Raw genomic sequence first — 25,698 nt, forward strand, 5'->3', positions numbered from 1 at the left:
GAGAGTTCAGGCCGGAGATTTTTGCGTTCTTCACACCCTAAGCGCTACACGGGATGCACAGAAACTGATATGATGGGACAGGAATTGATAGTTTACAGAACGGGAGCGGTACGACATGAACTGGCACGCAGTAAAACGACAACTGAATGGATGGGCGATCCTCAGCTTTCTCGCGATTTTATTGATCGTCTTGCCGGGAATTGTCGTGCTCGTCGAATTGTTCGCCCCGGTCAATGACAATTGGCAACACATTCAAGAGTACCTGTTGCCCCGTTACGTGCGAAACACGCTGTTCATCATGGTGGCTACAGGAGTCTTGACGACCGTGATCGGAACGAGCCTCGCTTGGTTCGTGACCGTCTATGATTTCCCGTTCCGTCGTTTCTTTAAATGGGCACTCATCCTGCCGCTCGCGATTCCGCCTTATATCGGGGCGTATACGTATCACGGCATCTTGAACTATACGGGTGTGATCCAGACGACGTTACGAAACGAATTTGGAATCACCGTCGATCAGTCGTACTTCAACATCATGTCGATTCAAGGAACGGTATTTATCTTTACCTTGTTCCTCTATCCATACATTTATACGATCACACGAGCGTTCTTGCATAACCAATCATCCTCGATGATTGAGAACGCGCGAATTCTCGGTCGTGGCTCGTGGGACATTTTCTTCACGGTCGTCATACCGATTTCCCGAGTCGCCATCATCGGTGGTGTCAGTCTCGTGTTGATGGAAGTGCTCAACGACTATGGCGTCGTGAAATATTTCGGGATTCAGACGTTTAGTACCGCCATCTTCAGCACGTGGTTCGGGATGAAGGATACATCGTCGGCGCTGAAGCTTGCGGGCACTCTCATGATTCTCGTCATCGCAATCTTGACGATGGAACGGCTCATCCGGGGACGGAAGCAGTTCAGTTACGCTTCGACGAAAGTAAAGCCGCTCAAACCGAGACCGCTGCAAGGCTGGCATCGCTACGCGGTATTCGCATATGTCTCTATCGTCTTTGCGATTGCATTCGTCATCCCGTTCACACAGTTGGCGGCATGGACGTTTCTGACGTTCGATACGGTCTTCACGGAAGAATTTTGGCAACTTGTTTGGAATACGGTTCGGGTCGCCTTTACCGCGACCGTGATTATCCTACTGTTCGCACTCATCATCGCGAACTATACACGACTCTTCCCGTCGAACATGACACGCGTCATTTCGAAAGTGACGACACTCGGATATTCGATTCCGGGAGCAGCCATCGCGATTGCGGTCATCACGCTCTTCTTGTGGCTCGATGACAAAGTGCTCGAAACGGCACGGGCGCTCGACTTGAGTCAGACGTTCGTGTTCCGCACGACGCTCATCATGCTCATCTTTGCCTACGTCATCCGCTTCCTCGCCATCGGCTACAACTCGATCGAGAGCGGGTTTGAGAAAGTAGGGAAGTCGTTTACCGAAGCATCCCGTATGCTGGGGTGGAATACGGTCCAAACGTTCTTTCGCGTCGATATCCCGATGATCAAAGGCGCCATCATGAGCGCGTTTATCCTCGTCTTTATTGATATTATGAAAGAGTTGCCGTTGACGCTCTTTTTACAACCATTTAACTTTTCGACGCTTGCGACACAGGCGTTCAAATACGTGAGTGATGAGAAGATTCACGAAGCGGCACTCGCTTCCATCGTCATCGTCCTCATGAGTGGACTGTTGATTTTCGTTTTCCACAAGGTGCTTGATAAGGAGGCCGACTAATGTTTGTTCAAATCAATGATTTACATTTTAGCTATAAAGGTGCACATGAAGAGACAATCAAAGGGTTCTCGATTTCAATCACGAAAGGTGAAATCGTCTCGCTTCTTGGGGACAGCGGATCGGGGAAGAGTACGATTCTCCGTTTGATCGCAGGACTCGAGATGCCGAACCAGGGCGTCGTCGTCGTGAATGACTGTGTCTGTTGCGACGATTGTCAGTTCATGCCGCCAGAAGATCGTGGCGTGGGGATGGTCTTCCAAGACTATGCACTCTTCCCGCACATGACCGTTGAAAAGAACATTCGATTCGGTCTTCATAAACTGAACCGCAAGGAGCGGAATGCGCGTGTCGAAGAGATGCTCGCGCTCGTCAACTTGACGGAGTTCCGTCACCGTTATCCGTACGAACTTAGTGGGGGACAACAACAGCGTGTCGCGCTCGCGCGTGCGCTCGCACCGAAGCCGGCGCTCTTGATTCTAGACGAGCCGTTCAGTAATTTGGATACGTCACTTCAACACAGGATTCGCGACGATTTGCGTCGTCTCTTGAAGCAGACAGGTACGACAACGATTTTCGTAACGCACGATGAGGAAGATGCCGAGGCACTTGCCGACCGGATTGTCTACCTTGGAGAAGGCAAAATTAAAAAGCAGATCATGACGGAGAACAACAAGACGTTCAACCCGCAAATTCCTTGCTTCGTATAAACAACAAAAGACCCCTTACTCATTTCTAAAGCGAGTAAGGGGTCTTTTTGTCATTTTGTCATCTCGGAAGGTTTTGACTCATTTCCAAGTTGGTCAATCGCAGTCACGTAGTAGGATGCATTGTTCTCATTTGTGACCTCGATACTTTTTCGTGCATGGGAAGGGATACTTTCGATATGAGTCGCTTTTCCGTCGATGACTTCGTAGACTCGATATCCAATCACGCTCTCTTGACGAACGGCGTGCCATGTCAATAAGTTACCTTTCAATTCGACTGCCGTCGGTGTCTCGAGATCGACAGTTTCGTTCAGTTCGGTATCCACCAGCTCTGTATAGACGACGAATCGTTCATCATAGCCCCCGTCCCCGAACGTACCCGAACAGGTAATCAAATTTAAGTTCCGATTTGATGTGGCACCGAAAATCTCTTCAATTGGCGCGGTTTTCGTATCATATCGTTCTGTTTTCGTGACGCGGAACCGAAGGGTGTTACCCGCCTCATCTTGAATCAGAACGTCATCGCCTTTTGTCAGTTGATCGAGTTGATAAAAGATAGCCGGGCCGGTCTTGCTGTCGACGTGACCGGCAATCACAGCATTTCCTTTGCTACCCGGTGTGACACCGGGTTCGAACCACCCGACCTGGTTCTCATCTTCTGGTACACCCATCTGTCCATTATCGAGGACCCCGACTTGTTCGATGGCGGTGTCGACATCGATTTTAGGGATCTGGATTTGAACAGGGGTGACGGCCTTGGCGTTTTCTTCTTCCTCGGCTAAGCGTAGCTTTTTCACCTCTTCCTGTAGAAGTGAGAATTCAGCCGTTAAATCCGGGCTCTCCTCTATTTGTTTTTCTTCTACAGGTGGTGACGACGATTCTTGGGCGCTCGTCCACGTCCAGAAGCTAAAACAAAAGAGAGAGAGCGCCAGAAACAAAAGGCGCTTGTTCATGGGACTCCCTCCTTATTGATTATTGTTCAGATACTTTACGTTTGCGAAGCGTTACGAAGGCGAGTAAGATTCCGCCAAGTACAGCTAATCCAGCGTAGAGAGTGTTCATTGATTGTTCTTGTGCACCACCGAGACCTGTTTCAGGCATCTCTTCAGGCATCATTGTTTCTTCGAACTTGTCAGGCATTTGTGTCACGATCGCGTTACCGAGTGTTTCACCAACACCGAACATGAACGCATATCCTTCACGGAATGACATCCAAGCCGCTTCTGCATCGCCAGCGACATATTGATCGAATGTGTCGAGTACGAGCGCTTCGTGCTGTTTGATTGCTTCTTCACCGGCAGCTTGTGGTAAGTTACCTTCTGTTGCTGCATCGAGGAATGTGCTGAAGTCGACAGCGAATGTGTCGAGGCGCATACGCGCATCTTCAATCATCGCTTCGTCACCTTCGAGTGTAGCGGCAACGATGTCACCTTGTGCTGTGATGTGATCTGAGTTCCATACTTTCTCGAACTGTGCTGCACCTTCGTCACCATATACGGATGCGATGGCTGCTTTGAAGTCGAGTGTGTTCTGGTCTTCTGCCCATGTCACGTAGTCATAGTCCTCTGCTTGGTCGTACCCTTTTTGCATACCGATTGCAGCGAGGGCGAAGTGTTCACCTGCAAGACTGTTCAATGTTGAGCGGAGTTCAACAGCTGGTGTGTCTGCTCCAGTCGTAAATTTGTCAGGCATTTGTGTGACGATTGCACCCGAGAGAGCTTTACTGATGTTGAACATGTGCTTGTAGCCTTCACGGAACGTCATGTAAGCTTCTTCGTAATCTCCTTCGACGTAGTTATCGAATACAGAGAGGACTTGGTCTTCATGAAGTTCGAGTGCATCAGCTGCTGCGTCCTTCGGTAAGTTGCCTTCCGTCGCTGCATCGAGGAATGTTGAGAATTCTTCTACGAACTCATCGACTTCCGCTTCAGCTTCCATGCGTAGTTCCTGGTTGTCTGATTTTGCTGCTTCTACGAAATCAGCTGAGTAGTCGTTGTGACCACGGAAGATTTCTTCAAATTGTGCAGCGCCTTCTTCACCGTAGATGGAAGCGATGGCTGGTGTCATGTCGAGCGCGTTTTGATCGAGAGCTTGATCCGCGACCTCAGCATCTGCCGCCTCGTCATATCCTTTCATCATCGATGTGACGGCTAACACGTAATGCTCAGATAAAAGTTGATCGAGTGTGGCGCGAAGGTCACCTGCTGGTGTGCTTGCTGTCGGTGTGTGATCCGCTGCCTGTGCGTTGACTGGTACGAGTAGTCCTAAGGCTAGTGCCGGTGCTACGATTTTGTTTAACGTCTTCTTCTTCATGGGTAATCGCTCCTTTTCGTAAGTGAGTGTTGTCGTTATTTACACCCATCTAACGGAGCAGTTCAAAAAATGGATCACTCTTTTTTTATTTTTTTTCGTTTTTTTGTTGAAGAGTACGATAAACCCCTGGTGCGACGCCATATTTTCGTTTAAAAATTCTGTGGAAATATGGGTAACTTCGAAATCCAGACAGTTCTGCAATCGTTTCTAACGAATGTTTTGTATAGCGCATTTGCTCTTCGGCAAGCTGTAAGCGAATCGATTGTGCATATTCGATGATCGTCATCCCGGTCCCTTCTTTAAAGAGATGAACCGTCCGTGAAACGCTGAGTCCAACCGCTGCGGCGACGTCTGACACTTTGAAGTCACTCGTTACGTGCGCTTCGATAAAGCGCATCATACGAGAGACGACTGGAGGTCGCGCATGGGAATGCACATCTTGAATCGAACGATCGAGCATGAGCAGAAGTGCTTGAACGAGTGTTTCAATTAAAACGGCACTTTGTTCAGACGGTGGACGGCGCACTTCTTCCGTAATGTGTTGCCATAGTGAGAGTAGGCGAGAATCGATAGTGATGGCATATAGTCGCTCCCGTGGAGTCGCATGCCACCATGTATCGATTGAATGCCCGGTACAGAAGATATGATAGTCTCCGCTCGCGGGTGTATCGACATGCATTTCATAGAAGTCACCCGGACGAACAATCAATACGTCACCAGGTCGTGTGATCATCGTTTCCCCATTGACCACAATCCGAGCCGTTCCTGCCGTTTGTAAGCGAATCAGATACGTATCGAGTCGATTAGCAAATGGAAAAGTATAAGTCGTTGTATGGTATGAATAGCCACAAAAGCCGATTTCCATAATAATCTCCTCTTTTAATAGCAAGATTGTACATATCTTAATCATATCATGGATGGTCATGATTCCTTGGAGGCAGTACGATGAAAGCGTTGAAACGGAAAACGAACTTCAAGGAGGACATAACATGAAACAATGGTGGAAAGAAGCGGTCGTATATCAAATTTATCCACGTAGCTTCAATGACTCAAACGGAGATGGGATTGGCGACATCCAAGGAATCACGGAGAAGATGTCATATTTGGCAGAACTCGGGATCGACGTCATCTGGCTCTCACCGGTATACGATTCACCGAACGACGATAACGGATACGATATTCGTGATTACCGTGCCATCATGGACGAGTTTGGTACGATGGATGACTTTGATGCGATGCTTGAAGAAGCACACCGTCACGGGATTAAAATCATGATGGACCTCGTCGTCAACCATTCTTCTGACGAACACCAATGGTTCATGGAGTCGCGTTCTTCAAAAGACAGCCCATATCGTGACTATTACATTTGGAAAAAAGGGAAGGACGGTCAGCCACCGACGAACTGGGGGGCTTTCTTCGGAGGCAGTGCTTGGCAGTATGATGAGGCAAGCGATGAGTACTACCTCCATCTCTTCAGTAAGAAACAACCGGATTTGAACTGGGAAAGCGAGACGCTTCGTCGTGAAGTGTATGACCTCATGACATATTGGCTCGATAAAGGGGTCGACGGGTTCCGGATGGACGTCATCAATATGATCTCAAAAAATCCAAGCTATCCAGATGGTCAAACGCAAGGAACAGGGTTCGGTGACGGTACACCATTCTTCTTTAACGGACCACGCATCCATGAATTCATGCAGGAGATGAATCGGGAAGTCTTATCGAAATACGACACAATCACGGTAGGGGAGATGCCAGGGGTCAGTGTGGAGGAAGCCAAACTTTATACGGGTGAAGACCGCAACGAACTGAACATGGTCTTTCATTTTGAACATGTGGACGTCGGGAACGGAAGCTTCGGGAAGTGGAATCCGACAGACTGGAAGTTGACTGAGTTAAAGACAATCTTCTCGCGTTGGCAAGAAGGGCTCGAAGAGGAAGGATGGAACAGCCTGTACTGGAGTAACCATGACCAGCCCCGTGCCATCTCACGCTTTGGAAACGATTCGCCTGAATATCGCGTTCGTTCCGGGAAGATGCTCGCGACACTTCTTCATCTATTGAAAGGGACGCCTTATATTTATCAAGGAGAAGAGTTCGGCATGACGAACGTCGCGTTTGAATCAATCGATCAGTACCGAGATATTGAGACGTTGAACGCCTACCGTGACTACACATCCAAAGGGTTGTTAACGCACGACGAGATTTTCCGTGGCATCCATGAGCGAGGACGTGACAATTCACGTACACCGGTACAGTGGTCAGACGAAGCACATGGTGGATTTACGACAGGGACGCCATGGATCGAGGTCAACCCGAACTTTGTTGACATCAATGCGGAAGCGGCAAGGAAAGATCCGAATTCACTCTTCCATTACTACCGTCAGTTGATTGCGCTCCGTAAAGCGAACCCGCTCGTCGTCTACGGAAAGTATGAGCTGTTGTTACCGGAAGATGAGGCGGTCTATGCATTCACACGTTCATTTGAAGGTGAGACATGGCTCGTACTCTGTAACTTCTCCGACGAGACACAACAACGAGAGCTACCATATGACGTGAAAGAACGTGTCATCGGAAACATGGAACCGATAGAAGCGTTCACCCTTCGTCCTTATGAAGCACAAGTGTATAAACTGTGACGAAAAGCTCGCCAGACGGCGAGCTTTTTTAAGTGCATACGTATCTTCTCTCGATGATTCGGGAATAGTGTAAGTAACGTCTGACATGAAAAGAGGGAACGACATGGGTACTTTAATCGCGTACTCTTCCAGATATGGAACGAGTGAAAAAGTGGCGGCTTTACTCGCTGAACGTCTATCGGGTGACGTTCGTGTCCAAAATATCGTAGAAGAGCCGAACGTCACGTGGGAGATGGTAGATCACGTCATCGTCGGGAGCTCAATTCGAATGGGCACGATCCAAGACGAGATGAAGGAATGGTTGACGCTTCACGAAGCACACTTGCTTGAGCATCCCCTCGCTTTATATTTGTGTGCCGGGACACCGACAGAGTCGGAACGGATTCGCGAGCTAGAAGAAGCCTATCGTGACACGCTGCGCGAACATGCCTATTTCGTCGAGGTCGTCGGGAGCGGGTACGACTTTGAACGAATGGGCTTTTTAGACAAAGCAATCGTTCGCATGATGGCCAAACAAAAAGAGAGTTCACTTCAACTCGATGACGCCAAACTGAATCAACTCGTGGAAGAAGCTCAAACGTCTGAGCGCACCCGGTCTGAAAATCCTTGAGCGAGTAAATCATGCACATCAATCGGGCTTTTCGTGGAGATGAGTACATCTCCGCTTTTTTTCTGCCCTTCAATCTGATGAAGAGCAAGGTGTTCGAGGTGACGACCGATTTTTAGAGCGATAGGTGCAGATTCTTGGCATCGTAAGGCATCGATAGTCACTTCATCGGTGCGGTTATCTCCCCCAAATAGTTCGAGGTCGGCTCGGGCTGTGGTAAACCCGCGCACGGCGATTCGTTTCAGTTGAACGCGTCTCGATTTGTATTGGATCGCAAGTGCCGGATGTTGTTCGTAATCGTAGGTCGGGTCGCCGATTGCAGTCAAACCATGAATCAAGACGTCCTGATAGGCCGATACAACCAGGCTTCGTGGTGAGGATTTTGTATAGAGTGAACTGTGAACCGGCTCGACGGACACTAAGTTTGTGCCTGATAGGAAGCGGGCTGTCTCTGAGTTCGGATCGTCTGCTAAATGATGACCGATGTGACGGAAGTTAAATGAACGATTGTCATGCACCGAAAGATGGCCGAAGATATGAACGTCGTGTGCGGCAGATGAGGTCCCATGTGCTTTTACTTCGATGCCTCCAAAGCAGCCTTCCGTTCTATTGTGAACGAGTGTGACGTGCCGCGAACCGTCATCAATCTCAATCCCATTTGAGTTTGAGAACCCTAAGGCGTGTGTTCGACCGTGAGGATGATGACAATAGCAGTTGGTAATATAAATGGCATCACTATGGTGTGTGGTGATTCCGTCATCCCCATAATTCGTCGCCTCGAGATGATCGAGATGGATATATCGGCTCCCGTTTGCCGCGCGAAGCCCGTCCCCTAAGTAATGATAGTGCGGAGACGTGATGTCGAACGCATGGAGCCCAGCATTTTTGGCTATCACATGATGCACCCATCCATACGTCACATGGGCAAACGTCAAGGCGCTCGATGTCGTGTCACCGCTCGTCGTCCGTTTCACATCCCCTAAGCGCGCGACATTCCAATCGAGCGTCAGGTGGCATACCTCGATATGATGATTTCCTGCGAAAGGCGTGGCGTTTCGTAACAATCGTCGATGTCTCGGTGCACGATCGGACAGTTTGAGAATCGTGACGTCTTGTCCTGCGCCTTCGAGCACGCAGTTGGAAGGTAGACGAATACCCCGAACGATATAAACGCCTGCTGGGACAAAGACACGACGGTTCGAGCGGATGGCGAGTCGAAAGGCGAGGGTACAATCCGTTTTTTCATCTCCGACAGCACCATAGTCCGTCACATCAACACATTGTTTCGTCGTCTGCAGTAAATTCAAATATTCGGCATCGAGCCGACGCATCCAGACGGGACGAACGATGCCGTCGACTTGCTCGAGCGGAAAGGACGTGCGGACAGGGGTGATCCGTTCCGTCAATGGGATTCGACACGGGATAGATTGTTGTTGCTCAAAGTAAGAAGCTTCCCGTGTAGCACGGTGCCATTCAAGTGTTTGTTGGATGAGGTCTTCTTCCGACCAATCGGAATGAGAGGCAATCATCGATGCGATTGCGTGTGGGTCCTTAATGTTTTTCATTATAAATCCTCCTAGCATCATCTTCTCTAGCATGTACCCGTTTCACCTTGTTTTTTAGCAATCAGAAGTATTTACTAGACAGAAACATCTAGTCGTGTTATATTCAATATGTGCTTAATTAAGAATAGCTGGAATCATAATTCACAAGTGCTTGGGATTATTTTTCATTAGATAATCCAGAGGCTTGTATTTTTTTTGGTCAAGTTTTTTCTAGTAAGGCACTACTATAACGCATAGCGTTTATTTCAGGAGGGTTCATTCATGAACACAGGTAAAGTAAAATGGTTTAACTCAGAAAAAGGTTACGGCTTCATCGAAATGGAAGGCGGAGACGACGTATTCGTACACTTCTCAGCAATCCAAGGCGACGGCTTCAAAACACTTGAAGAAGGCCAAGAAGTAACTTTCGAAATCACTGACGGAGCTCGTGGACCACAAGCTTCTAACGTTGAAAAAATCTAATCTTCCTTTCTAAGGAATATGATACCTGCTCGCATCGGCGAGCAGGTTTTTTTGTGTTTAATCCCATAGTTTGAGGGAACAGTATACGAGCGACAAATCATGAAGGAGGAATTTGGAATGAGTGCAAAAGACACAGCGTTAAAAATTCTAGAGGGTAGCAATGTCGGGACGATGGCGACCGTGTATAAGGTGAAACCCCACAGTCGATATATGACATTTTTCCATGATGATTTCACACTCTACACAGCAACCTCTAACGATACAGATAAAGTAGAAGAACTAGAAAAGAATCCATATACGCATATTTTAATCGGCTACGATGGAGATGGTGTGGGCGACACTTACTTAGAAATCCTCGGTAAAGCGACCGTGTCGGATGATGAATCGATGAAAGAGAAAGTATGGAATGAGAAACTTGAAGGATGGTTCGATGGTCCGGACGATCCAAAGCTTGTGATCCTTAAAATCGAACCGGAATCGATGCGCGTGATGAACAAGAAAGGTCAACCACCACAAGAAGTGACACTATAATCTCTTCTAAGACACCTAAATCAGGTGTCTTTTTTTGTGGATGAATGTGAATAGAATATGGCGTACATATGGACGAATCATGAACAAAGGAAAATACATATGTGAAATAGTGAACATGAATGGTATATTGTGAATGTAATCACATTATACATTTATTTAACTTCTTGAAAGGGAGGAATTATGATGTTCACGAAATTTTGGCAAAATCATAACATCGCTACAGCGATCTTGACGGTGTTACGTGTATGGCTCGGTTATCATTGGTTAACGGCAGGTTGGGGTAAAATCACGGGAGGTTTTGGAACAGAAGGATTCTTAAACAATGCGGTGTCACTCGCTTCTGGAGAACATCCGGCCGTTGCTGGATGGTGGGCTGCATTCCTAGAAAACTTTGCGATTCCAAACGCCGGGCTATTCGATGTCCTGATTCCTTACGGTGAATTCTTGGTAGGCTTAGGATTATTGCTCGGTGCCCTCACACGTAGCGCAGCGTTCTTCGGACTCGTCATGAACATGGCGTTCTTACTATCAGGAACAGTCAGTACGAACCCAACGATGTTGATCGTATCTGTCTTGATTTTAGTTGCCGGTCATAACGCTGGAAAAATTGGGGTCGACGGGTTGTTCCTTCGCCGTTTTGTCGACACGAAAGTATTGCATCGTTCACCAAATCGTCAAATAGCCTCGTAACTTTTATGCGTTCTCTTGTGACAAACCTCTCACGTTTCGGCTACGATAGACATAGCCTACAGAAATAAAGGAGAACGCATATGACTACGACTCATTTTAAATGGCTTGGCTACACAGAAGGTGTATCCTTCTTGTTATTACTGTTCATCGCGATGCCGTTGAAATATATGGCTGGTATTCCACTCGCGGTCAGTATCGTTGGTGCAGCACATGGTTTCTTATTTGTTGCGTATGTGCTCGCGGCGATGTACATGGCATGGCGCTTGCGCTGGGGATTCAAAGTTTTGACGCTTGCTGTCATGGCATCGGTTATCCCATTCGGACCATTTTTATTAGAAAAACGGGTACTCCCGTCAACAGAGAAGACATCGAACTGATTCGTTCGATGTCTTTTTTTATGATACGCGATCCATTGACTGAGCTGCATCTCGTTCTGCTCGAATGTCATGACGTATTCGGTACGTGAGGACGAACGTGCAGATGAGTAGACCCACCATACAAGCGGTGTAGAGATGGGCAACAGAGACGAGATCACTCAATACCCCGAATAGGATAAATCCAATCGGCGTAATCCCCATCGCGAGTGATTCGAGCACACCGATGACGCGCCCTAAATAGTTCGGATCCGTATTCGTTTGGAGGAACAATTGAATCGGGATGTTGACACGTACGATCAAGAAACCACTCAATAAAGCGAAGACCGCGAAAAAGAAAATTGACGTGAGGACGTTGAAGTTAAAATATAATGGAATGGCGGGTCCGACGAACAGAACGCTAAGAATGGTCAACGCGGATCGCATCGTTGCTAAGCGATGTTTGATTTTGAATAACGGTAAGGCATGAAGTAAGGAAGCGACTAAAAAACCAATGGCGACCATGCTTTCAAGGAGTCCGAATTGAAACGGGGACACACCGACTTCCTGTAACGCTGCAATCGGGAACAACACTTCCGATGCGACGAAGAAGAAGTTCAAAAATGCGGCGAGGACAGCAACTGTCCACAAGACTCTTTGTTGTTTCAAGTAAGACAGACCAGACCGTACATCTTCCCAGGTCGATTGTTCGGTTGGCGCAATCTCTTTCTGATGAAATGCGAGTCGGGAAGCAAGCAAGGCGGCAATCATGAAGAATAGGGCTGAGCTGAATAAAAACGCTGGAATCGGTATGAGTTTAAACAGGGCCCCGGCAAGAAGCGGGGTGCCGATGCTTGAAATGGAGATGATACTTTGAATGAGAGAGTTGGCGCGTTGCAGTTCATCTTCCTCAAATAAAAGAGGAATCGAACTTGATAACGTGACCGATAAGAAAGTGGAAACGATCGCTAAGAAGAATGTGATGACGTAAAAAGCGGGTGCTTCAAACGTCCAAAGTAAGCTTCCAACACCTGCGAGTAAAAATAATCCTCCGTTCAAAGACTCCATCCTAATGATGACTCGCTTTCGGTCAAGTTTGTCTGCATAAGCGCCGGCGAATGGGGATAGAAGCACACGGGGTAATGTACCTGCGAGGAGAACGAAGGCGAATTGGAGCCCAGATCCGGTCGTCGTCAACACCGTGAGTCCCGCCACAAACGTAAATAAGTTGGATGCGAATAACGACATGAATTTACCGAGCAGTAAAATTGATAGATTTGAAGAGAGAAACTTCATAGAAACACTCCTTTGCAAATTAGTTAAATGTGATTTAACATTATCATAAAGGCAACGAAGTGAATTGTAAATATAAAGTTCAATATAATTTAACTTTTTGAGGTGACATATGATTGGTGAGCGCATTAAAGCATTGCGAAAACAGAAAAAAATGACTCAGACGCAGCTGGCGGAAGGGATTGTCACAAAATCGATGCTCAGTATGATTGAGAACGGAAAAGCAGAGGCATCGATGCGCAGTTTACGAGAACTTGCCAGTCGATTAGATGTCTCGATGCAACAGTTATTGACCGATCCAAAAGAGGTCGAACTACAGTCGCTGGTGGAGAAGCTAGAATTTGAGGAGATGCAACTCATTTCACTACCGGATCAAAAAATTCGGGAAATGCTCAAGCCTTACTTACAGGAAGAAATGAACTCCGTGTGGCAAGGAAAAGCATATATGCTGTACGGTGATACGTACTTTCAAGAGGGCGAGAATGAGAGAGTACTAGCTTACTATGACCGCGCGATTGAGATTTTTGAGAAGCTAGGTGAGTCCGAAGAATTGGCGATGGGACGAATTAGCCAGGCTTATTATTTATTGATGTGGAACCGCTACGAGGAATCGATTGAACGGATTGAAGCGATAGAACTACTTGATGCAAAATATATGAAAACAAAGACACGAACTGAATATGCCATGTTAATTGTATTTAAGAATCTTCTTTGTGATGAGGATTTAGAAGGGGCAATTCGACAGCTTGAAGACGTGCTCGAGTATATGACACGGACAAGAATCTACTACCGTGCGGACGACGTGTATCGCACCATTTCGATTTGCGCGCTCTATTTGAACGATGAGAAGAAAATTCATGAGTCGTTACAAAAGGCGAAGCAATATATTCAATTCACGGAAGATCGTTTGGCTGAAATCAAAGTGGCACTTTCTGAAGCGCTCTATGCGATGGAATATCGACATGTCAAACTATTAGGAAAGAACATCAAATTGATGGAATCTCTCACGACAGATGTCGAACCATTTATAGCAGCGATTTCGATGGCGAAAGGTGTGTACTACGCTTTTCGAGGGGAAACGGAAATGGGAAGAGAGTGTTTATTGGCATTATGGGAAAACAGAGATGAGTGGAAAACACATAGCTTAGTCGATATCGCGATTTACTACGAAGGTTTATTAAGGGGAACATTGAACGGATGTGGGGATGACTGGGTGCCAGTCATCGAAGAACAAGTAGCTGAATTCCCGCAAGGACTGTTTCGCAAACGTTTAGAGACATTGCTACAACAAATCAAGGGCTGACGAATCAGCCCTTGAACGTTTGAATCAATGTTCCTTTGCCATGCTCGACTTGTACAGAAGCGTGGGCCCCATTGACGAGTGTCATCTGAGGGGGTACGTGTCCGCAATCGATATCAAAAAAGATAGGAACTTCTAACATATGATGAAGCTCCTCATATACCATTTCGACCGTATAGTCTTGATGCACAGAGGGGGCGTCACTCCGTCCAAATAGAATGCCCGACGTCTGCTCAAACCAACCGGCCCACTTCATTTGAAGAAGGGTCCTTTTTAATGCTGGGACGTTCAGCTCAGCGTTCTCAAAATACCAAAGAATCGGTTCATCGTTCAGGTGATCGCGTTGGAACGTCTTGACGTCTCCATACGGTGTCCCGATTGTATGTAAGAGCACATCGAGACATCCACCGAGCAAGCGCCCCGTTGCGTTTTGACCACCGATCGCTTTCCATTCGGTCGTCTCCGTCAGATGAAACAGATGTGGCGTCGGATTATCATGCTGCCATTCGTTTTGGAACTTCTCGGACGAGCGTTGGATGACCGTTTCGTCGGTCCGCGTCGACAATACATCGAGCCAGCGTGAACTCGTCTCGTCCCACATATCGGCACGCAAGTCGACTAAGTTTGGACCGTGGGCGGAGGCGATTCCGGTTTTTAGCGTATACACAAAAAGTGATAGACTCGTATCCGAATAACCGAGCATCCATTTTGCGGACAAGGACTGCCACTCGATGTGATCGAGGATTTCCATTAAGAGTTCCCCACCCCAGGGCGGAACAATCAAGTCGACATTGTCATCTTGAAGTAGAGATGTCAGTTCATGTGCACGGACTCGAGCCGGAGCGGACTTCCCAAATCGTTGTTTCCACGCATTCGGAGTGAATTGCAATGTGAACCCTCGATTGGAAAACTTATGTTCCGCTTGATGCAATAGATGGTGCAGTTCTTCTGGTATACCTGACGAAGGGGCGGTGACACCAATTTGATGACCGGTTAACTGTGGATAACGAATCATGACAACCTCCTGTGGATAAGTGATATGTTCAGTAGAAAAAATGGGTTATCCACATGTGGACAACTAATTAGAGCGCATCCGTTCGGCATGACGCATTCCCCATTCGTTCATCGCTTCGAGAATCGGAATCAGTGTTTTCCCGTACTCACTTAAGCGATAATCGACACGAGGTGGAACTTCTGGATAGACGGTCCGGATGACGATATCCTGTTCTTCTAAGTCGCGGAGTTGTGCGGTCAATATCTTTTGGCTGATTTTTGGTAACGCGCGTTTCAACTCACTGAAACGCAATGTATCTCCATTGATCAACACGAGGAGGATGGAATGTTTCCATTTTCCTGTAATCAGTTCGAGTGCCGTATCGACTTCACAGCTTGTTATGTTAGTCACGTCGCTCTTCCTTTCCAATAGTATCGTTGAAGTAACTATACCACCTTTTTGTGCCTACTTCTGTAACATCGACCGAGCGGGTATAGTGAAGGGGAGGTGATAATATATGAAAATCGAAAAAATCGAACTCGGTCCGGTAACGCTTCGAGTCCGTGACATTGAACAGGTGACACGATTTTACGTAGACGTGATTGGGATGAGTATTTTAGAAGAGAGCGAAGAGCTCATTACACTCGGTACGAAGGAACGTCCGCTTGTCATCTTGCACAGTGTCCCGCAAGCGAAAACCAATCCACGGGCGGCAGGCTTGTTCCATTTAGCTATTCTGTTCCCGAACCGTGTAGAGTTAGGAAGCATGTTGGCACATCTCATTGAGCGACGCATCGAAGTGGGGCAAGGCGACCATCTCGTGAGTGAAGCCTTCTACTTGAGCGATCCAGAAGGAAACGGGATTGAATTGTATGCCGACCGCCCGAAGGACCAATGGACGTACGAGGCAAACGGCCATGTGAAAATGGCGACCGAGCCTGTCGACTATGAATCGATGCTTCAAGCGGCAGCCAATCGGTCGTTTACTGGTTTACCGATCGGAACGACGATGGGGCACGTGCATTTTAAAGTACGCTCAATCGAGGCGGCGAAACGTTTTTATCATGATCGGCTTGGCTTCTCCATTACGACGGATTCTTATCCAGGCGCACTTTTCCTAGCAGCTGATGGCTACCACCATCACATCGGAACGAACGTGTGGGCCCGTCCGAGCGATCCTGTGGGAATGGAGACCGGAATCGAAGCATGGACGCTTCTCGTCAATGAAGAGACGAACCAGGCGTTAGGCGGAACATCGTCTGAATGGTCGTTGACCGATGAAGACGGGATTACCGTGCATATTAAAAGAACGAACGCTTGAGCGTTCGTTCTTTTTAACGTGCGGATGTTTTCTTCTGACCTGCATTAAACGAGAGACGAAGTCCGCGTTTTTGATACGCTTGCTCGACTCGTTTAGGATTGAGGCTGAGCTCAAGGTGAGCTAGCTTCAAATGTTCAAGTGCCGGCACCGTGACATCGAGGCGAACGAGCTCCATATTGCGCTCTGCTTTTTTGCGTGTTCGTCTCAAGTTACGGGGCACCTCCTCTGACGTCAGTGCCGCGATCGTTTCATTTACTTGTTGTCGTTTTTCACCCTTGATGCTCAAGGCAGAATACAGCTTATCGAGCGAACCGAATCGTTTGATGAGTTGAACCGATTGACTTTCATCCAGTCCAGCAACTGGAGGGATTCCGTCAGAACGGTCTCCTGTCAACGCTTTGACGGCTGACAGTTGCTTCGGTTTCAATCCTTCGTATAGCGCCGCAATCTCTTCTGGTCGAATTTCTAAATGACGCTTGAGTGGCAACGGACGATTATCACGAATGTCACAGCGAGCCTGCATTTGCTGAAGCTCCTGTGTCTGTAACCAAACGGTGATTCGTGGACTGACAAGCTGTAACAAGTCTTTGTCTTTTGTCATGATGACGACAGGGGCACTGCAACTGAATTTACGGGCGATGTGGGCAATCAAGTCTTCCCCTTCATACCCTTCTACTTGGAATTGTGGGATTCCACTATCCTCAAGCAGTTGGCGCATGAGTTCCATCTGCGCTTTTAATTCAGGCGGTGTTTGACGTCTGCGACGTTTGTAGCCTGGGTACAGTTCTCGACGCCATAATGTTTCACGTGAGACGTCCCAAACAACGACAAAATGAGTCGGACGATGTCTGCGTAGAATCGTCCGGATGAGGCCGGTCATTCCGATGACGGCACTCCGATCGTTTTTAGATACCTCGCGTCCTTTTTTCGTTCGGCTCGCGGCGGCACCATAATAAGCACTGGCCAGCATGGAGTTACCGTCAATCAAAAATAGTTTGCGTTCCATGCGTAACCTTCTTTCTATTTCTTTCTGTTTAAACCGAACATCTCGCCATGTTTCGGTGATGTTGTGTCATTGAGTGGGTGACACTCAAATAAGCAACATATGTGCAGTATATCACGGGAAGAGGCGAAAATATAGCGACAGTTCGGTGCAAACGTGAAAAACCCTTCTCCATATTTCGGAGAAGGGTTTAAAGAAAGCATCATTCAGATAATGGTTCTTCCTCTTCGTGAGAGGCGAGAATCAAGTCGACAAAGACGATGCGGTGGTTATCGACTTCACTGACAATCAGTTCATGGTTGCCAGGTAAAAGGAAGCGCTCGCCTGTTCGGGCATTCGCTTTTTGTGATAAAACGAATCCACCGACCGTATCGACGTCATCTTCGATTTCGATGCCGAACCGCTCTTCGAGTTCTTGCGTTAAAACGAGTCCCGAAAGGCGATAATGTTTCGGAGCGACTTCTGTAATTTCAGCCTGTTCGTCTCGATCGAACTCGTCTCGAATCTCGCCGACGATTTCTTCTAAAATGTCTTCAATCGTCAACAGTCCTGCCGTCCCGCCGTACTCATCGATGACGAGACACATCATCGTCTGCGCGTTTTGCATTTTCACCATCGCTTCTTGAAGTGGCGTGAACTCGGTGACGAGCGGCAATTGATGAATGAACGACTCGAACGGTGCATCATTTTTTGAAAGTTGAGCAGTGAAGAGCTGTTTCGCATTCACGAATCCGAGAACGTCATCGCGATCGCCATCTCGTGTGACGGGATAGCGTGTATACTGATGCTCTTCGACAACGGCAATGATTTCTTCAATCGTATCTTCTTCATCGATTGTCACCATGTTCATTCGTGGGACCATGGCATCTTTGGCGATCCGTTCGTCAAAGGAGAAGATATTTTGTACATAAGCCAACTCGTTTTCATTGATCTCACCGCTACGGAAACTTTCCGTCATGATGATTTTCAGTTCTTCTTCCGAGTGTGCCGTTTCTTGCGCTGTCGTCTGTACCCCGAATAAGCGAAGTGTGATTCGAGCCATACTGTTCAAGGCCCGAATAAACGGATAGAAAATTTTTGTGAAGACGTAGAGCGGACGTGCGACGAGGAGCGTCAGTTTTTCCGCTTCATGAACTGCAAGTGTCTTTGGCACGAGTTCACCGATGACGACATGGACGAACGCAATCAATAAGAAGGCAATCAAAAACGACAAGAATGTCACGAGAGATGGCGATATGTTCAATTGTTCGACCAGAGTGTGGATATACGCTTCGATTTGATCGGCACCAATCCATCCAAGGCCGAGTGCAGAAAGCGTGATTCCGAACTGAGAGGCAGAAAGGGAGTCGTCGATATTCTCGATGACTTTTTTCGCGCTGACCGCTCTCTTATTTCCTTCGAGCACGAGCTGGTCGAGTCTAGCGCCACGCACTTTCACAATTGAAAATTCGGCTGCCACAAAAAAGGCAGTCAAAAAGATTAAAAGTGCAACGACGAGTAAGCTGAGTAACATGGGACTGTCCAACAATTCCCCCAAAAATCGGGGAGTCACCTCCATTGAGTATAAGATCAAACGTCTTTCAGGCGTTTCCTGAAAACGAATAGTTTGTTTCAGTATAGTTGATTTGTTTCAAATATTCAAAATGCAGCCAATCATGTTTGATGAAGAGGGGAATGCGGGAACTAAACCCGAGAAGATGAAGGAGGAATTGACATGGCAAACTATCCAGAGTTAAAAGGCAAAGTCGCGGTCATCACGGGCAGCTCGAAGGGGCTCGGTCGTGCCATCGGGGAGCGTTACGCAAAAGAAGGGATGAGCGTTGTCCTGAATTACCGCAACAGTGAAAAAGAGATGGAGGAAGTCATCCGTGGCATCGAGGCAGCTGGCGGGAAAGCCGTCGCCGTGAAAGGAGATGTCGCGGAAGAAGGACTCGCCGAGAAGATGATTGAGAAAGCCATCTCTGAGTTTGGAAAGATGGATATTTTCGTGAATAACGCCGGCGTTCAAGTCGAGGCAAAAACACATGAGATGGAGTTTGATAACTGGAAGCAGATTATCGACGTCAACTTGAACGGGACGTTCCTTGGTGTTCGTGCTGCTTTAAAATACTTCGTGGAGCATGAAATCGAGGGGAACATCATCAATATGTCTTCTGTTCACGAAGTCATCCCACGTCCAGGTTATACACATTACGCAGCCAGCAAAGGTGGCGTGAAAATGTTCACGAAATCCGTCGCACTCGAGTATGCACCTAACCATATTCGTGTCAATGCGATCGCACCTGGGGCGATTGATACACCAATCAACGAAGAGACGATGAGCGACCCGGAAGAGAAGAAGGGATTAGAAGCGCTCATCCCATCTCACGTCATCGGGAAACCGGAACAAATCGCAGCCGTTGCCGCTTGGCTCGCGTCGGATGAGTCGTCCTATGTGACGGGGACAACCATCTTTGCGGACGGTGGGCTTTCGCTCTATCCGTCATTTGGTCCAGAGAACAAAGTCCAATAAACAAGAGGGTGCGATGATGCACCCTCTTTTCGTTTAGCTACTCATTTGATTGGTCATATCCAACTTGGGAAGACTGACCGTGAAAATGGAGCCTTTGCCGATATTCGATGTGGCGTGAATCGTTCCACCGTGACCTTCGGCGATTTCTTTACAGATTGCGAGACCGAGACCGGTCCCCCCGATTTTTCGACTGGCGGAATTGTCGACGCGATAAAACTTGTCAAACAATTTTGGTAGCGCGGTTTGGGGAATCCCGATGCCGTGATCTTCAATTGAAATGTCAATCCAATCCGGTCGTTCACATGTGACACGGACATTGATTTCACCACCACGAGGCGAATACTTCACGGCGTTGTGCAGGAGGTTCATGAAGAGTTGATTGAGTCGCGTCCGGTCTCCGTATACATAGACGTCTTCCGTGCAATCAAACGTGATGTGATGATGTTGGCTTGAGCCTTGATGCACCGAAATCGCTTGCTCAAGAATAGCAGACAGACGCTCTGGTTCGTTATGGTACGTCTGTTGTCCAGACTCCATCCGTTGTACATCGAGCAAGTTCGAAATCAAGTCTTCAAGACGCAATGTCTCTTGATGAATCATTCCTAAATATTTTTCGGAACGTTCAGATGAAAGTTTTCGGAAACGAAGAAGTTCAGTGAATCCAATGATACTTGTGAGCGGAGTCCGGAGTTCGTGAGAGACGGTCGAAACGAGTTCGGTTTTCAGACGGTCGACTTCGGTCTCGTGCGTCACGTCACGGAAAACGAGCATCGTCCCATGACGTGTCCCTCGCAAGTAAATCTTCTCCGCATACATTTGAATGAAGCGCTCTTCCTGATTCATCGAGAACGTGACGCTCTCTTCTTTACACTGTCCATCGAATGATCGTTCCATGAACGCGAAAAAGGCATCCTTTTGGTCGACCTGCAGTCCGAGCTCCTCAAGGCTAGCGTCTAAACGGTATAAATCGACTTCATTTCGCTGCGTAATCGGTTGATTGAATAAGACAAACAACGCTTGGTTTGCTACTTTCTCACTTGTTGCGTGTTCGACATAGATGACGGCATCGCGAATCGAGTGAAGGAGGCGCGCTGTCTTCTCACGCTCCTCTTCAATCCGATAGCGTTGTGCCGTGAGAGATGTAGCCATTTGCCGGAATGATGTTGTCAATTGCCCGACTTCATTTTTAGATTGGGCGGCCGCCGGTGTCATCGGCTGTCGCTCTCCGGCAAGGCGCTTACTGTTTTCGATCAACTCCTGCAGTTGACCAGTTAAGCGTCTCACATATGGACGGGCGACGATAAAGAGAATGAAGAGAACACCGAGTAAAGAGAGGAGCCAAAGAGCTTGTGCCCACTTCGTATGGGTCGCAAGCTGAGCACGGAGCCCATCCTCTTCTGCGTTCAGTGAGTTCCGGTATTCCGTGAAGACGCTCTCCATATCGACGATGCTCGCACTCATATCCGCGGCACTTTTCGAATTGATTTTGAATTTACGATCTGCCGGTGGGTCTTTTTGAGGATTCACTTTCCCGAGCGTCGGCATCTTTAAGAAGGGTTCGGTTACACTACCGTCCCGTTTTCCTGCTACATAACGTTCGAGGCTCGGCATGACACGTTCCTGATACGCGACAAACAGCGTACGCGCATCGCTCGCGTACGTTTTTTCTTTCTCGGTTACGGCATTCTGCTCGAACCAAGTGGTCTGTTCGTCAATCAAGACTTGTTTATCTTGCACACGTTCTAACATCGCGTCATCCCCAAGGAGGACATATCCGCGCATTTCATATTGCATCGACTGCCATGTCTCGAACAATTCGGTCGCATTCGTGCGCCGTTCACTGATGTTCTCGAGCGATGACGTCGTCTGTTCGATTTGGTTTTCCGTATACACATATACGGCAAGCGACGTGAGGAGGATCAGTCCGATGAATAAGTAGAAGACGAATAAAAATTGTCTCCCGATCCGTTGGTCAATCCATGACTTCATAAAGACCGTTCCTTCCTAGAATGATGAACATTCCGACTGTGACTAATATCCTACGAGTGTCGTTCTTTCATTGTACAGATTCAACTCTTCAGATGCTAGATATTGAGAAATCAAGGAAATGAACGCTATTATTTATTGAACAGTAGTAGATAGTATGCTATTGTTCTATGTATAGTAGGGGGTGGGATGATGAATCCTCAATTCAAAAAGGGCGTACTTAACCTGTGTGTGTTAGCACTTGTCGCGGAACAAGACCGCTATGGGTATGAGCTCGTTCAGGCGATTTCGGCCAAAGTGGCCATTTCAGAAGGTGCGGTCTATCCGTTGTTGCGTCGATTGACGACAGAGGGCTATTTCACGACGTATTTAATGGAGTCTGGAGAAGGCCCTCCACGGAAGTACTATCAAATTACGGAACAGGGCCGCAAACACTTAGTTGAATTGCGAACGGAATGGAACGTATTCACGAACGGTGTCAATGACTTAATCCGAGGGGGAGACGACAGATGAATGAAGAACAGTACTTGTCAGAGCTCGAACAATTATTGATGAACGTGAAGGTGAAAGATCGGCTTGATATTTTACGAGACGTATCGGAATATTTCACGAGTGGTCGATTAGAAGGAAGAAGTGACGAAGAATTGGCACGTGAGTTAGGGGAACCGAGCATACTCGCATCGGAATTGCTCGCCTCTGTCGATATTGAAGAATCGGTCTCGACGCGACCGCCTGCGGTTGTCAAAAGCTCGGCGGTAGCCTTCCAAAGCGTCCTCATTCAAGTTCAAAATGCGCAAGTGTTCGTCACCCCATCACAAGACGGTTATGCGTATGCGACGCTTGAGACGGAGACTGATCATGGGGTCGTCATGGATATCGTGGGGGACACTTTAGAGATACGGATTGAATCCGAACGTCGTTTCGGTCTTTCTGACCTGTTCTCATGGTTTGGGTCAAAGGCACCTGTACTTCGGGTTGAATTGCCTCATCACGCCTATCATCAGATTCAATTGAAAAATCGTCACGGTTCGAGTGATGTACAAGATCTCCAAGCGGAACGGTTCCACGTGGAGAGTGAGAACGGTCGAATCGTCGCACATCACATTCAAGCACGTCATGGTGTCCTGCGCACATCGAACGGAAAAGTGCTCGCATCAAGCTGTCACGGTCACGATTGGGAGCTTCATTCCTCAAACGGTCGTGTCGAAGCGAAACATTCTCAGCTCGAGCGGATCAACATCCATTCCTCGAACGGTCGAATCGATGTCGATCACGTCACAGGAGCGGTCGATGCCAAAACTTCTAATGGACGGATAGATTGTTCCGTACAAGCGATTCAAGCACCGATTCGCTTGAAGACGAACAATGGGAAGATTGACTTACATGTCGATGAACGTCCGGAAGATGTGACGATTCGTGCGAAGTCACGAAACGGGAAAGTTGATGTGTTTGGAGAGCGGTCGAAAGAGTGCGTATTTGGAGACGGATCGATTGAAGTGAAATTAACGAGCTCAAATGGGAGCGTCACCGTATCAGGATGAATATAGCCCCTCCATCGATCGATGGAGGGGCTATACTTATAAATCATGTACCAACACATAGGCGACTCTAACAGGACCATGAACGCCGACGATGAGGTTCATCTCGATGTCGGCCGAGTTCGAGGGACCAGAGATGAAATTGACACCGTTCGGGGAATGGAGACCGTCTCGGTCGAGTGTGGCAAGTTGTTGTGCCGTTTGCGTCATACGTGGAACAAGGACAGATTTCGGGATGATTGCAATATGGTCTTGCGGTAACAGACTGATTGTCCGTGATCTACCAGGCTTCGCATATTGGACGATTGTCGCACTTTCCGCAAATGCCGCATCCGCAATCGTGATGCCAATGTCCGCTCGAATGGCCAGCTCTCGACTCGCTTCGGGTTGTGACGAATCCCACCAATCAAACGTCTCACTTGTTGCAGGTGCCCAAGCGGAAATTCGCTCATCGTTTTCTGCGAGAATCCGTGCGCCATGATAGCGTTCAATCAAGAGGCGAAGCGTATCATCAAGCTTCGCAGATTCACATTCCACCAAATCGGTATGGATTCGGGTCGCGACCATGCGGAACGTCTCGAGCAGCTCTTCTTCACTCGCGCCTTTCAACACCTCATCTTGCGGACGATGTGTATATTCCCGTTTTGGCGGCGTGAGCTTGACCTCACGACCGAGTTGCTTGGCGATTCGTTGTAGAAAGTCCTCACGGTTTGTGATTGTACCAGGATTCATCAGGCATTCCCCCGTTTCTTGAACCAATCTCGGACGGTCTGTTTGTTCGGCTGCGGCAAGTCTTTCGAGTCCGTCCAAGCCGGTAGCCCTTTCTCAATCTGACCCGAGGTGGCGAACGGTGATGTCGCAAACGGTGCGACATGTTCCGCTGCTTCGAATAAGAATGGACTCGAAGCCGTGACGGCAAATCCTTTCATCGCAATCCGCTCCACGAAAGGTGATTGCTTTTTCTCCTCTACGATGACGCGTCGATGTTCAATCAACAGCTCATGCAGCGGAATCTTTACAGGACACGCCTCCGTACAGGCGCCACAGAGACTCGACGCATAGGGGAGTTCTTTATAGTTCTCGTATCCGTCAAGAAGCGGAGCCAAGACGGCACCAATCGGACCTGGATAGATTGACCCGTACGCGTGACCACCGATATGGCGATAGACGGGACAGACGTTGATACAGGCCGCGCAGCGGATGCATTGCAACACCGATTGGAACTGTGTCCCGAGAATACCAGAACGCTTGTTGTCGACGATGACAAGATGGAACTCTTCTGGTCCATCGACTTCACCGACCGCGCGCGTCCCGGCAAATGTCGTGATGTATGACGTGAGTCGCTGACCGACCGCGCTTCGACAAAGCATGTTGACGAGCACCTCGAACTCTTCATAAGACGGGACGACGCGTTCCATGCCCATGACAGAGATGACCGTATCAGGAAGCGACGTCACCATGCGTCCGTTCCCTTCATTGGTCACAAGCCCGACGGCTCCACTCTCTGCGATGGCGAAATTGCAGCCGGTGATGCCGACTTCTGCCTTCAAAAAGTCTTTGCGCAGTTCTTGACGCGCATAACGACCGAGTTCAGTCGGATCGTTTGAACCGGTATAGCCGTGAGTAGTGAACGTCTCATGGACAGCGTCGCGGTCTTTATGCAGAGCCGGGGCGACAATGTGAGACGGTGGGTCTTCGTCGAGTTGCAAAATCCATTCCCCAAGGTCGGACTCGACGACGGTACATCCTTCTTCCTGAAGTGCTTCGTTCAAGCCGATTTCTTCCGTGACCATCGATTTCGATTTCACGACATGTTTGGCTTGCTTCGACCGAACGACTTCCCGGATGTAGCGGTTCGCTTCTTCCGGTGTCTCCGCGAAAAAGACGCTTCCACCACGTTTTGAGACATTCTCGCTCAATTGATATAAGTAATAATCCAGATGTTCCAGCACATGTTGACGAATTTCTTCCGAATGGTCGCGAAACGATTCCCAGTCCCCGAGTTCACCTGCAGCATTTAACCGGCCATCCCGTAGACGGTTTTGAGCCGAACTGACGGCCTGCCGCATGAACGCATCTTCGATTCCATCTTTTCGTCGATCTTGAAACTTCTCATCCAATCGAATCCCCATGC

Annotated in this window: 25 protein-coding genes; 13 read left to right on the top strand and 12 right to left on the bottom strand. The window is 48.1% G+C overall.

Annotated features, from left to right (window positions below; genetic code table 11):
- Window positions 1–115: 115 nt before the first annotated feature.
- On the top strand, window positions 116–1,753 hold the full coding sequence (locus tag KNO78_RS11650; protein WP_214691335.1) for an ABC transporter permease: 1,638 nt from the start codon (window positions 116–118) through the stop codon (window positions 1,751–1,753).
- Window positions 1,753–2,460, top strand: coding sequence for an ABC transporter ATP-binding protein (locus KNO78_RS11655; RefSeq protein WP_015880419.1), 708 nt, complete (start codon window positions 1,753–1,755; stop codon window positions 2,458–2,460). The genes KNO78_RS11650 and KNO78_RS11655 overlap by 1 nt, the downstream gene beginning before the upstream one ends.
- Before the next feature lie 50 nt (window positions 2,461–2,510).
- On the opposite strand, the gene KNO78_RS11660 is transcribed toward KNO78_RS11655, so the two are convergent.
- The 3 genes from KNO78_RS11660 to KNO78_RS11670 all read right to left on the bottom strand — a co-directional run bounded on the left by KNO78_RS11660 (window position 2,511) and on the right by KNO78_RS11670 (window position 5,635).
- Window positions 2,511–3,410, bottom strand: coding sequence for a class F sortase (locus KNO78_RS11660; protein ID WP_159563303.1), 900 nt, complete (start codon window positions 3,408–3,410; stop codon window positions 2,511–2,513).
- 19 nt (window positions 3,411–3,429) lie between these two features.
- Window positions 3,430–4,770 carry a copper amine oxidase gene (locus tag KNO78_RS11665; protein WP_074035026.1) on the bottom strand — a complete coding sequence of 447 codons (1,341 nt, stop codon included), beginning with the start codon at window positions 4,768–4,770 and terminating at the stop codon, window positions 3,430–3,432.
- Between the two features lie 85 nt (window positions 4,771–4,855).
- The gene (locus KNO78_RS11670) at window positions 4,856–5,635 is read right to left on the bottom strand and encodes an AraC family transcriptional regulator (RefSeq protein WP_214691334.1); all 780 of its coding nucleotides are present in this window, start codon (window positions 5,633–5,635) and stop codon (window positions 4,856–4,858) included.
- Between the two features lie 124 nt (window positions 5,636–5,759).
- Here KNO78_RS11670 and KNO78_RS11675 point away from each other — a divergent pair, with 124 nt between their 5' ends.
- Together KNO78_RS11675 and KNO78_RS11680 are read left to right on the top strand one after the other, a co-directional pair.
- Window positions 5,760–7,409: a glycoside hydrolase family 13 protein gene (locus KNO78_RS11675; protein WP_159563305.1), complete on the top strand. Its 1,650-nt coding sequence runs from the start codon at window positions 5,760–5,762 to the stop codon at window positions 7,407–7,409.
- 103 nt (window positions 7,410–7,512) lie between these two features.
- Window positions 7,513–8,019 carry a flavodoxin domain-containing protein gene (locus tag KNO78_RS11680; protein WP_214691333.1) on the top strand — a complete coding sequence of 169 codons (507 nt, stop codon included), beginning with the start codon at window positions 7,513–7,515 and terminating at the stop codon, window positions 8,017–8,019.
- Here KNO78_RS11680 and KNO78_RS11685 read toward each other — a convergent pair.
- Window positions 7,983–9,581, bottom strand: a complete 1,599-nt coding sequence (locus KNO78_RS11685) for a glycoside hydrolase family 55 protein (RefSeq protein WP_214691332.1) — start codon at window positions 9,579–9,581, stop codon at window positions 7,983–7,985. The two genes, KNO78_RS11680 and KNO78_RS11685, sit on opposite strands and share 37 nt — an antisense overlap.
- Before the next feature lie 261 nt (window positions 9,582–9,842).
- Here KNO78_RS11685 and KNO78_RS11690 point away from each other — a divergent pair, with 261 nt between their 5' ends.
- From KNO78_RS11690 to KNO78_RS11705, 4 genes are all read left to right on the top strand, one after another.
- Complete coding sequence (locus tag KNO78_RS11690) at window positions 9,843–10,043, top strand: cold-shock protein (RefSeq protein WP_015880427.1); 201 nt, start codon at window positions 9,843–9,845, stop codon at window positions 10,041–10,043.
- Between the two features lie 117 nt (window positions 10,044–10,160).
- A complete protein-coding gene (locus tag KNO78_RS11695) occupies window positions 10,161–10,574 on the top strand; it encodes a pyridoxamine 5'-phosphate oxidase family protein (RefSeq protein ID WP_143180203.1) in 414 nt (137 codons plus the stop codon).
- Window positions 10,575–10,757: 183 nt separating this feature from the next.
- The gene (locus tag KNO78_RS11700) at window positions 10,758–11,264 is read left to right on the top strand and encodes a DoxX family membrane protein (protein ID WP_074035013.1); all 507 of its coding nucleotides are present in this window, start codon (window positions 10,758–10,760) and stop codon (window positions 11,262–11,264) included.
- An 80-nt stretch (window positions 11,265–11,344) separates the two neighbouring features.
- A complete protein-coding gene (locus tag KNO78_RS11705) occupies window positions 11,345–11,641 on the top strand; it encodes a DUF3817 domain-containing protein (protein ID WP_159563308.1) in 297 nt (98 codons plus the stop codon).
- 18 nt (window positions 11,642–11,659) lie between these two features.
- Here the strand turns inward: KNO78_RS11705 and KNO78_RS11710 are convergent, their stop codons facing one another.
- The gene (locus KNO78_RS11710) at window positions 11,660–12,913 is read right to left on the bottom strand and encodes an MFS transporter (protein WP_214691331.1); all 1,254 of its coding nucleotides are present in this window, start codon (window positions 12,911–12,913) and stop codon (window positions 11,660–11,662) included.
- Between the two features lie 109 nt (window positions 12,914–13,022).
- Here KNO78_RS11710 and KNO78_RS11715 point away from each other — a divergent pair, with 109 nt between their 5' ends.
- Window positions 13,023–14,213, top strand: a complete 1,191-nt coding sequence (locus KNO78_RS11715) for a helix-turn-helix domain-containing protein (protein WP_214691330.1) — start codon at window positions 13,023–13,025, stop codon at window positions 14,211–14,213.
- A gap of 4 nt (window positions 14,214–14,217) precedes the next feature.
- Here the strand turns inward: KNO78_RS11715 and KNO78_RS11720 are convergent, their stop codons facing one another.
- Together KNO78_RS11720 and KNO78_RS11725 are read right to left on the bottom strand one after the other, a co-directional pair.
- The gene (locus KNO78_RS11720; RefSeq protein ID WP_214691329.1) at window positions 14,218–15,225 is read right to left on the bottom strand and encodes a S66 family peptidase; all 1,008 of its coding nucleotides are present in this window, start codon (window positions 15,223–15,225) and stop codon (window positions 14,218–14,220) included.
- A gap of 63 nt (window positions 15,226–15,288) precedes the next feature.
- Window positions 15,289–15,615, bottom strand: a complete 327-nt coding sequence (locus tag KNO78_RS11725; RefSeq protein WP_015880434.1) for a winged helix-turn-helix transcriptional regulator — start codon at window positions 15,613–15,615, stop codon at window positions 15,289–15,291.
- Window positions 15,616–15,721: 106 nt separating this feature from the next.
- Between KNO78_RS11725 and KNO78_RS11730 the strand changes: the two genes are divergently transcribed.
- The gene (locus KNO78_RS11730) at window positions 15,722–16,525 is read left to right on the top strand and encodes a VOC family protein (protein WP_159563312.1); all 804 of its coding nucleotides are present in this window, start codon (window positions 15,722–15,724) and stop codon (window positions 16,523–16,525) included.
- 13 nt (window positions 16,526–16,538) lie between these two features.
- On the opposite strand, the gene KNO78_RS11735 is transcribed toward KNO78_RS11730, so the two are convergent.
- Together KNO78_RS11735 and KNO78_RS11740 are read right to left on the bottom strand one after the other, a co-directional pair.
- Window positions 16,539–17,531, bottom strand: a complete 993-nt coding sequence (locus KNO78_RS11735) for a 5'-3' exonuclease (RefSeq protein ID WP_031424353.1) — start codon at window positions 17,529–17,531, stop codon at window positions 16,539–16,541.
- Between the two features lie 199 nt (window positions 17,532–17,730).
- Window positions 17,731–19,053, bottom strand: coding sequence for a hemolysin family protein (locus KNO78_RS11740; protein WP_236548961.1), 1,323 nt, complete (start codon window positions 19,051–19,053; stop codon window positions 17,731–17,733).
- A 189-nt stretch (window positions 19,054–19,242) separates the two neighbouring features.
- On the opposite strand from KNO78_RS11740, the gene KNO78_RS11745 reads away from it, so the two are divergent.
- Window positions 19,243–20,040 carry a glucose 1-dehydrogenase gene (locus KNO78_RS11745; RefSeq protein ID WP_214691328.1) on the top strand — a complete coding sequence of 266 codons (798 nt, stop codon included), beginning with the start codon at window positions 19,243–19,245 and terminating at the stop codon, window positions 20,038–20,040.
- Between the two features lie 33 nt (window positions 20,041–20,073).
- Here the strand turns inward: KNO78_RS11745 and KNO78_RS11750 are convergent, their stop codons facing one another.
- Window positions 20,074–22,029, bottom strand: coding sequence for an ATP-binding protein (locus KNO78_RS11750; RefSeq protein ID WP_214691327.1), 1,956 nt, complete (start codon window positions 22,027–22,029; stop codon window positions 20,074–20,076).
- Between the two features lie 189 nt (window positions 22,030–22,218).
- Between KNO78_RS11750 and KNO78_RS11755 the strand changes: the two genes are divergently transcribed.
- On the top strand, window positions 22,219–22,539 hold the full coding sequence (locus tag KNO78_RS11755; RefSeq protein ID WP_031424354.1) for a PadR family transcriptional regulator: 321 nt from the start codon (window positions 22,219–22,221) through the stop codon (window positions 22,537–22,539).
- Window positions 22,536–23,567: a DUF4097 family beta strand repeat-containing protein gene (locus KNO78_RS11760; protein ID WP_214691326.1), complete on the top strand. Its 1,032-nt coding sequence runs from the start codon at window positions 22,536–22,538 to the stop codon at window positions 23,565–23,567. The genes KNO78_RS11755 and KNO78_RS11760 overlap by 4 nt, the downstream gene beginning before the upstream one ends.
- Before the next feature lie 36 nt (window positions 23,568–23,603).
- Here KNO78_RS11760 and KNO78_RS11765 read toward each other — a convergent pair whose 3' ends face one another.
- Both KNO78_RS11765 and KNO78_RS11770 read right to left on the bottom strand, forming a co-directional pair.
- On the bottom strand, window positions 23,604–24,296 hold the full coding sequence (locus KNO78_RS11765; protein WP_074034997.1) for a LutC/YkgG family protein: 693 nt from the start codon (window positions 24,294–24,296) through the stop codon (window positions 23,604–23,606).
- Window positions 24,296–25,696, bottom strand: coding sequence for a LutB/LldF family L-lactate oxidation iron-sulfur protein (locus tag KNO78_RS11770; protein ID WP_074037851.1), 1,401 nt, complete (start codon window positions 25,694–25,696; stop codon window positions 24,296–24,298). Before KNO78_RS11770 ends, KNO78_RS11765 begins: the two co-directional genes overlap by 1 nt.
- Window positions 25,697–25,698: the final 2 nt, after the last annotated feature.

The sequence above is a fragment of the Exiguobacterium sp. s132 genome (assembly GCF_018617235.1).
Taxonomy (GTDB): domain Bacteria; phylum Bacillota; class Bacilli; order Exiguobacteriales; family Exiguobacteriaceae; genus Exiguobacterium; species Exiguobacterium profundum.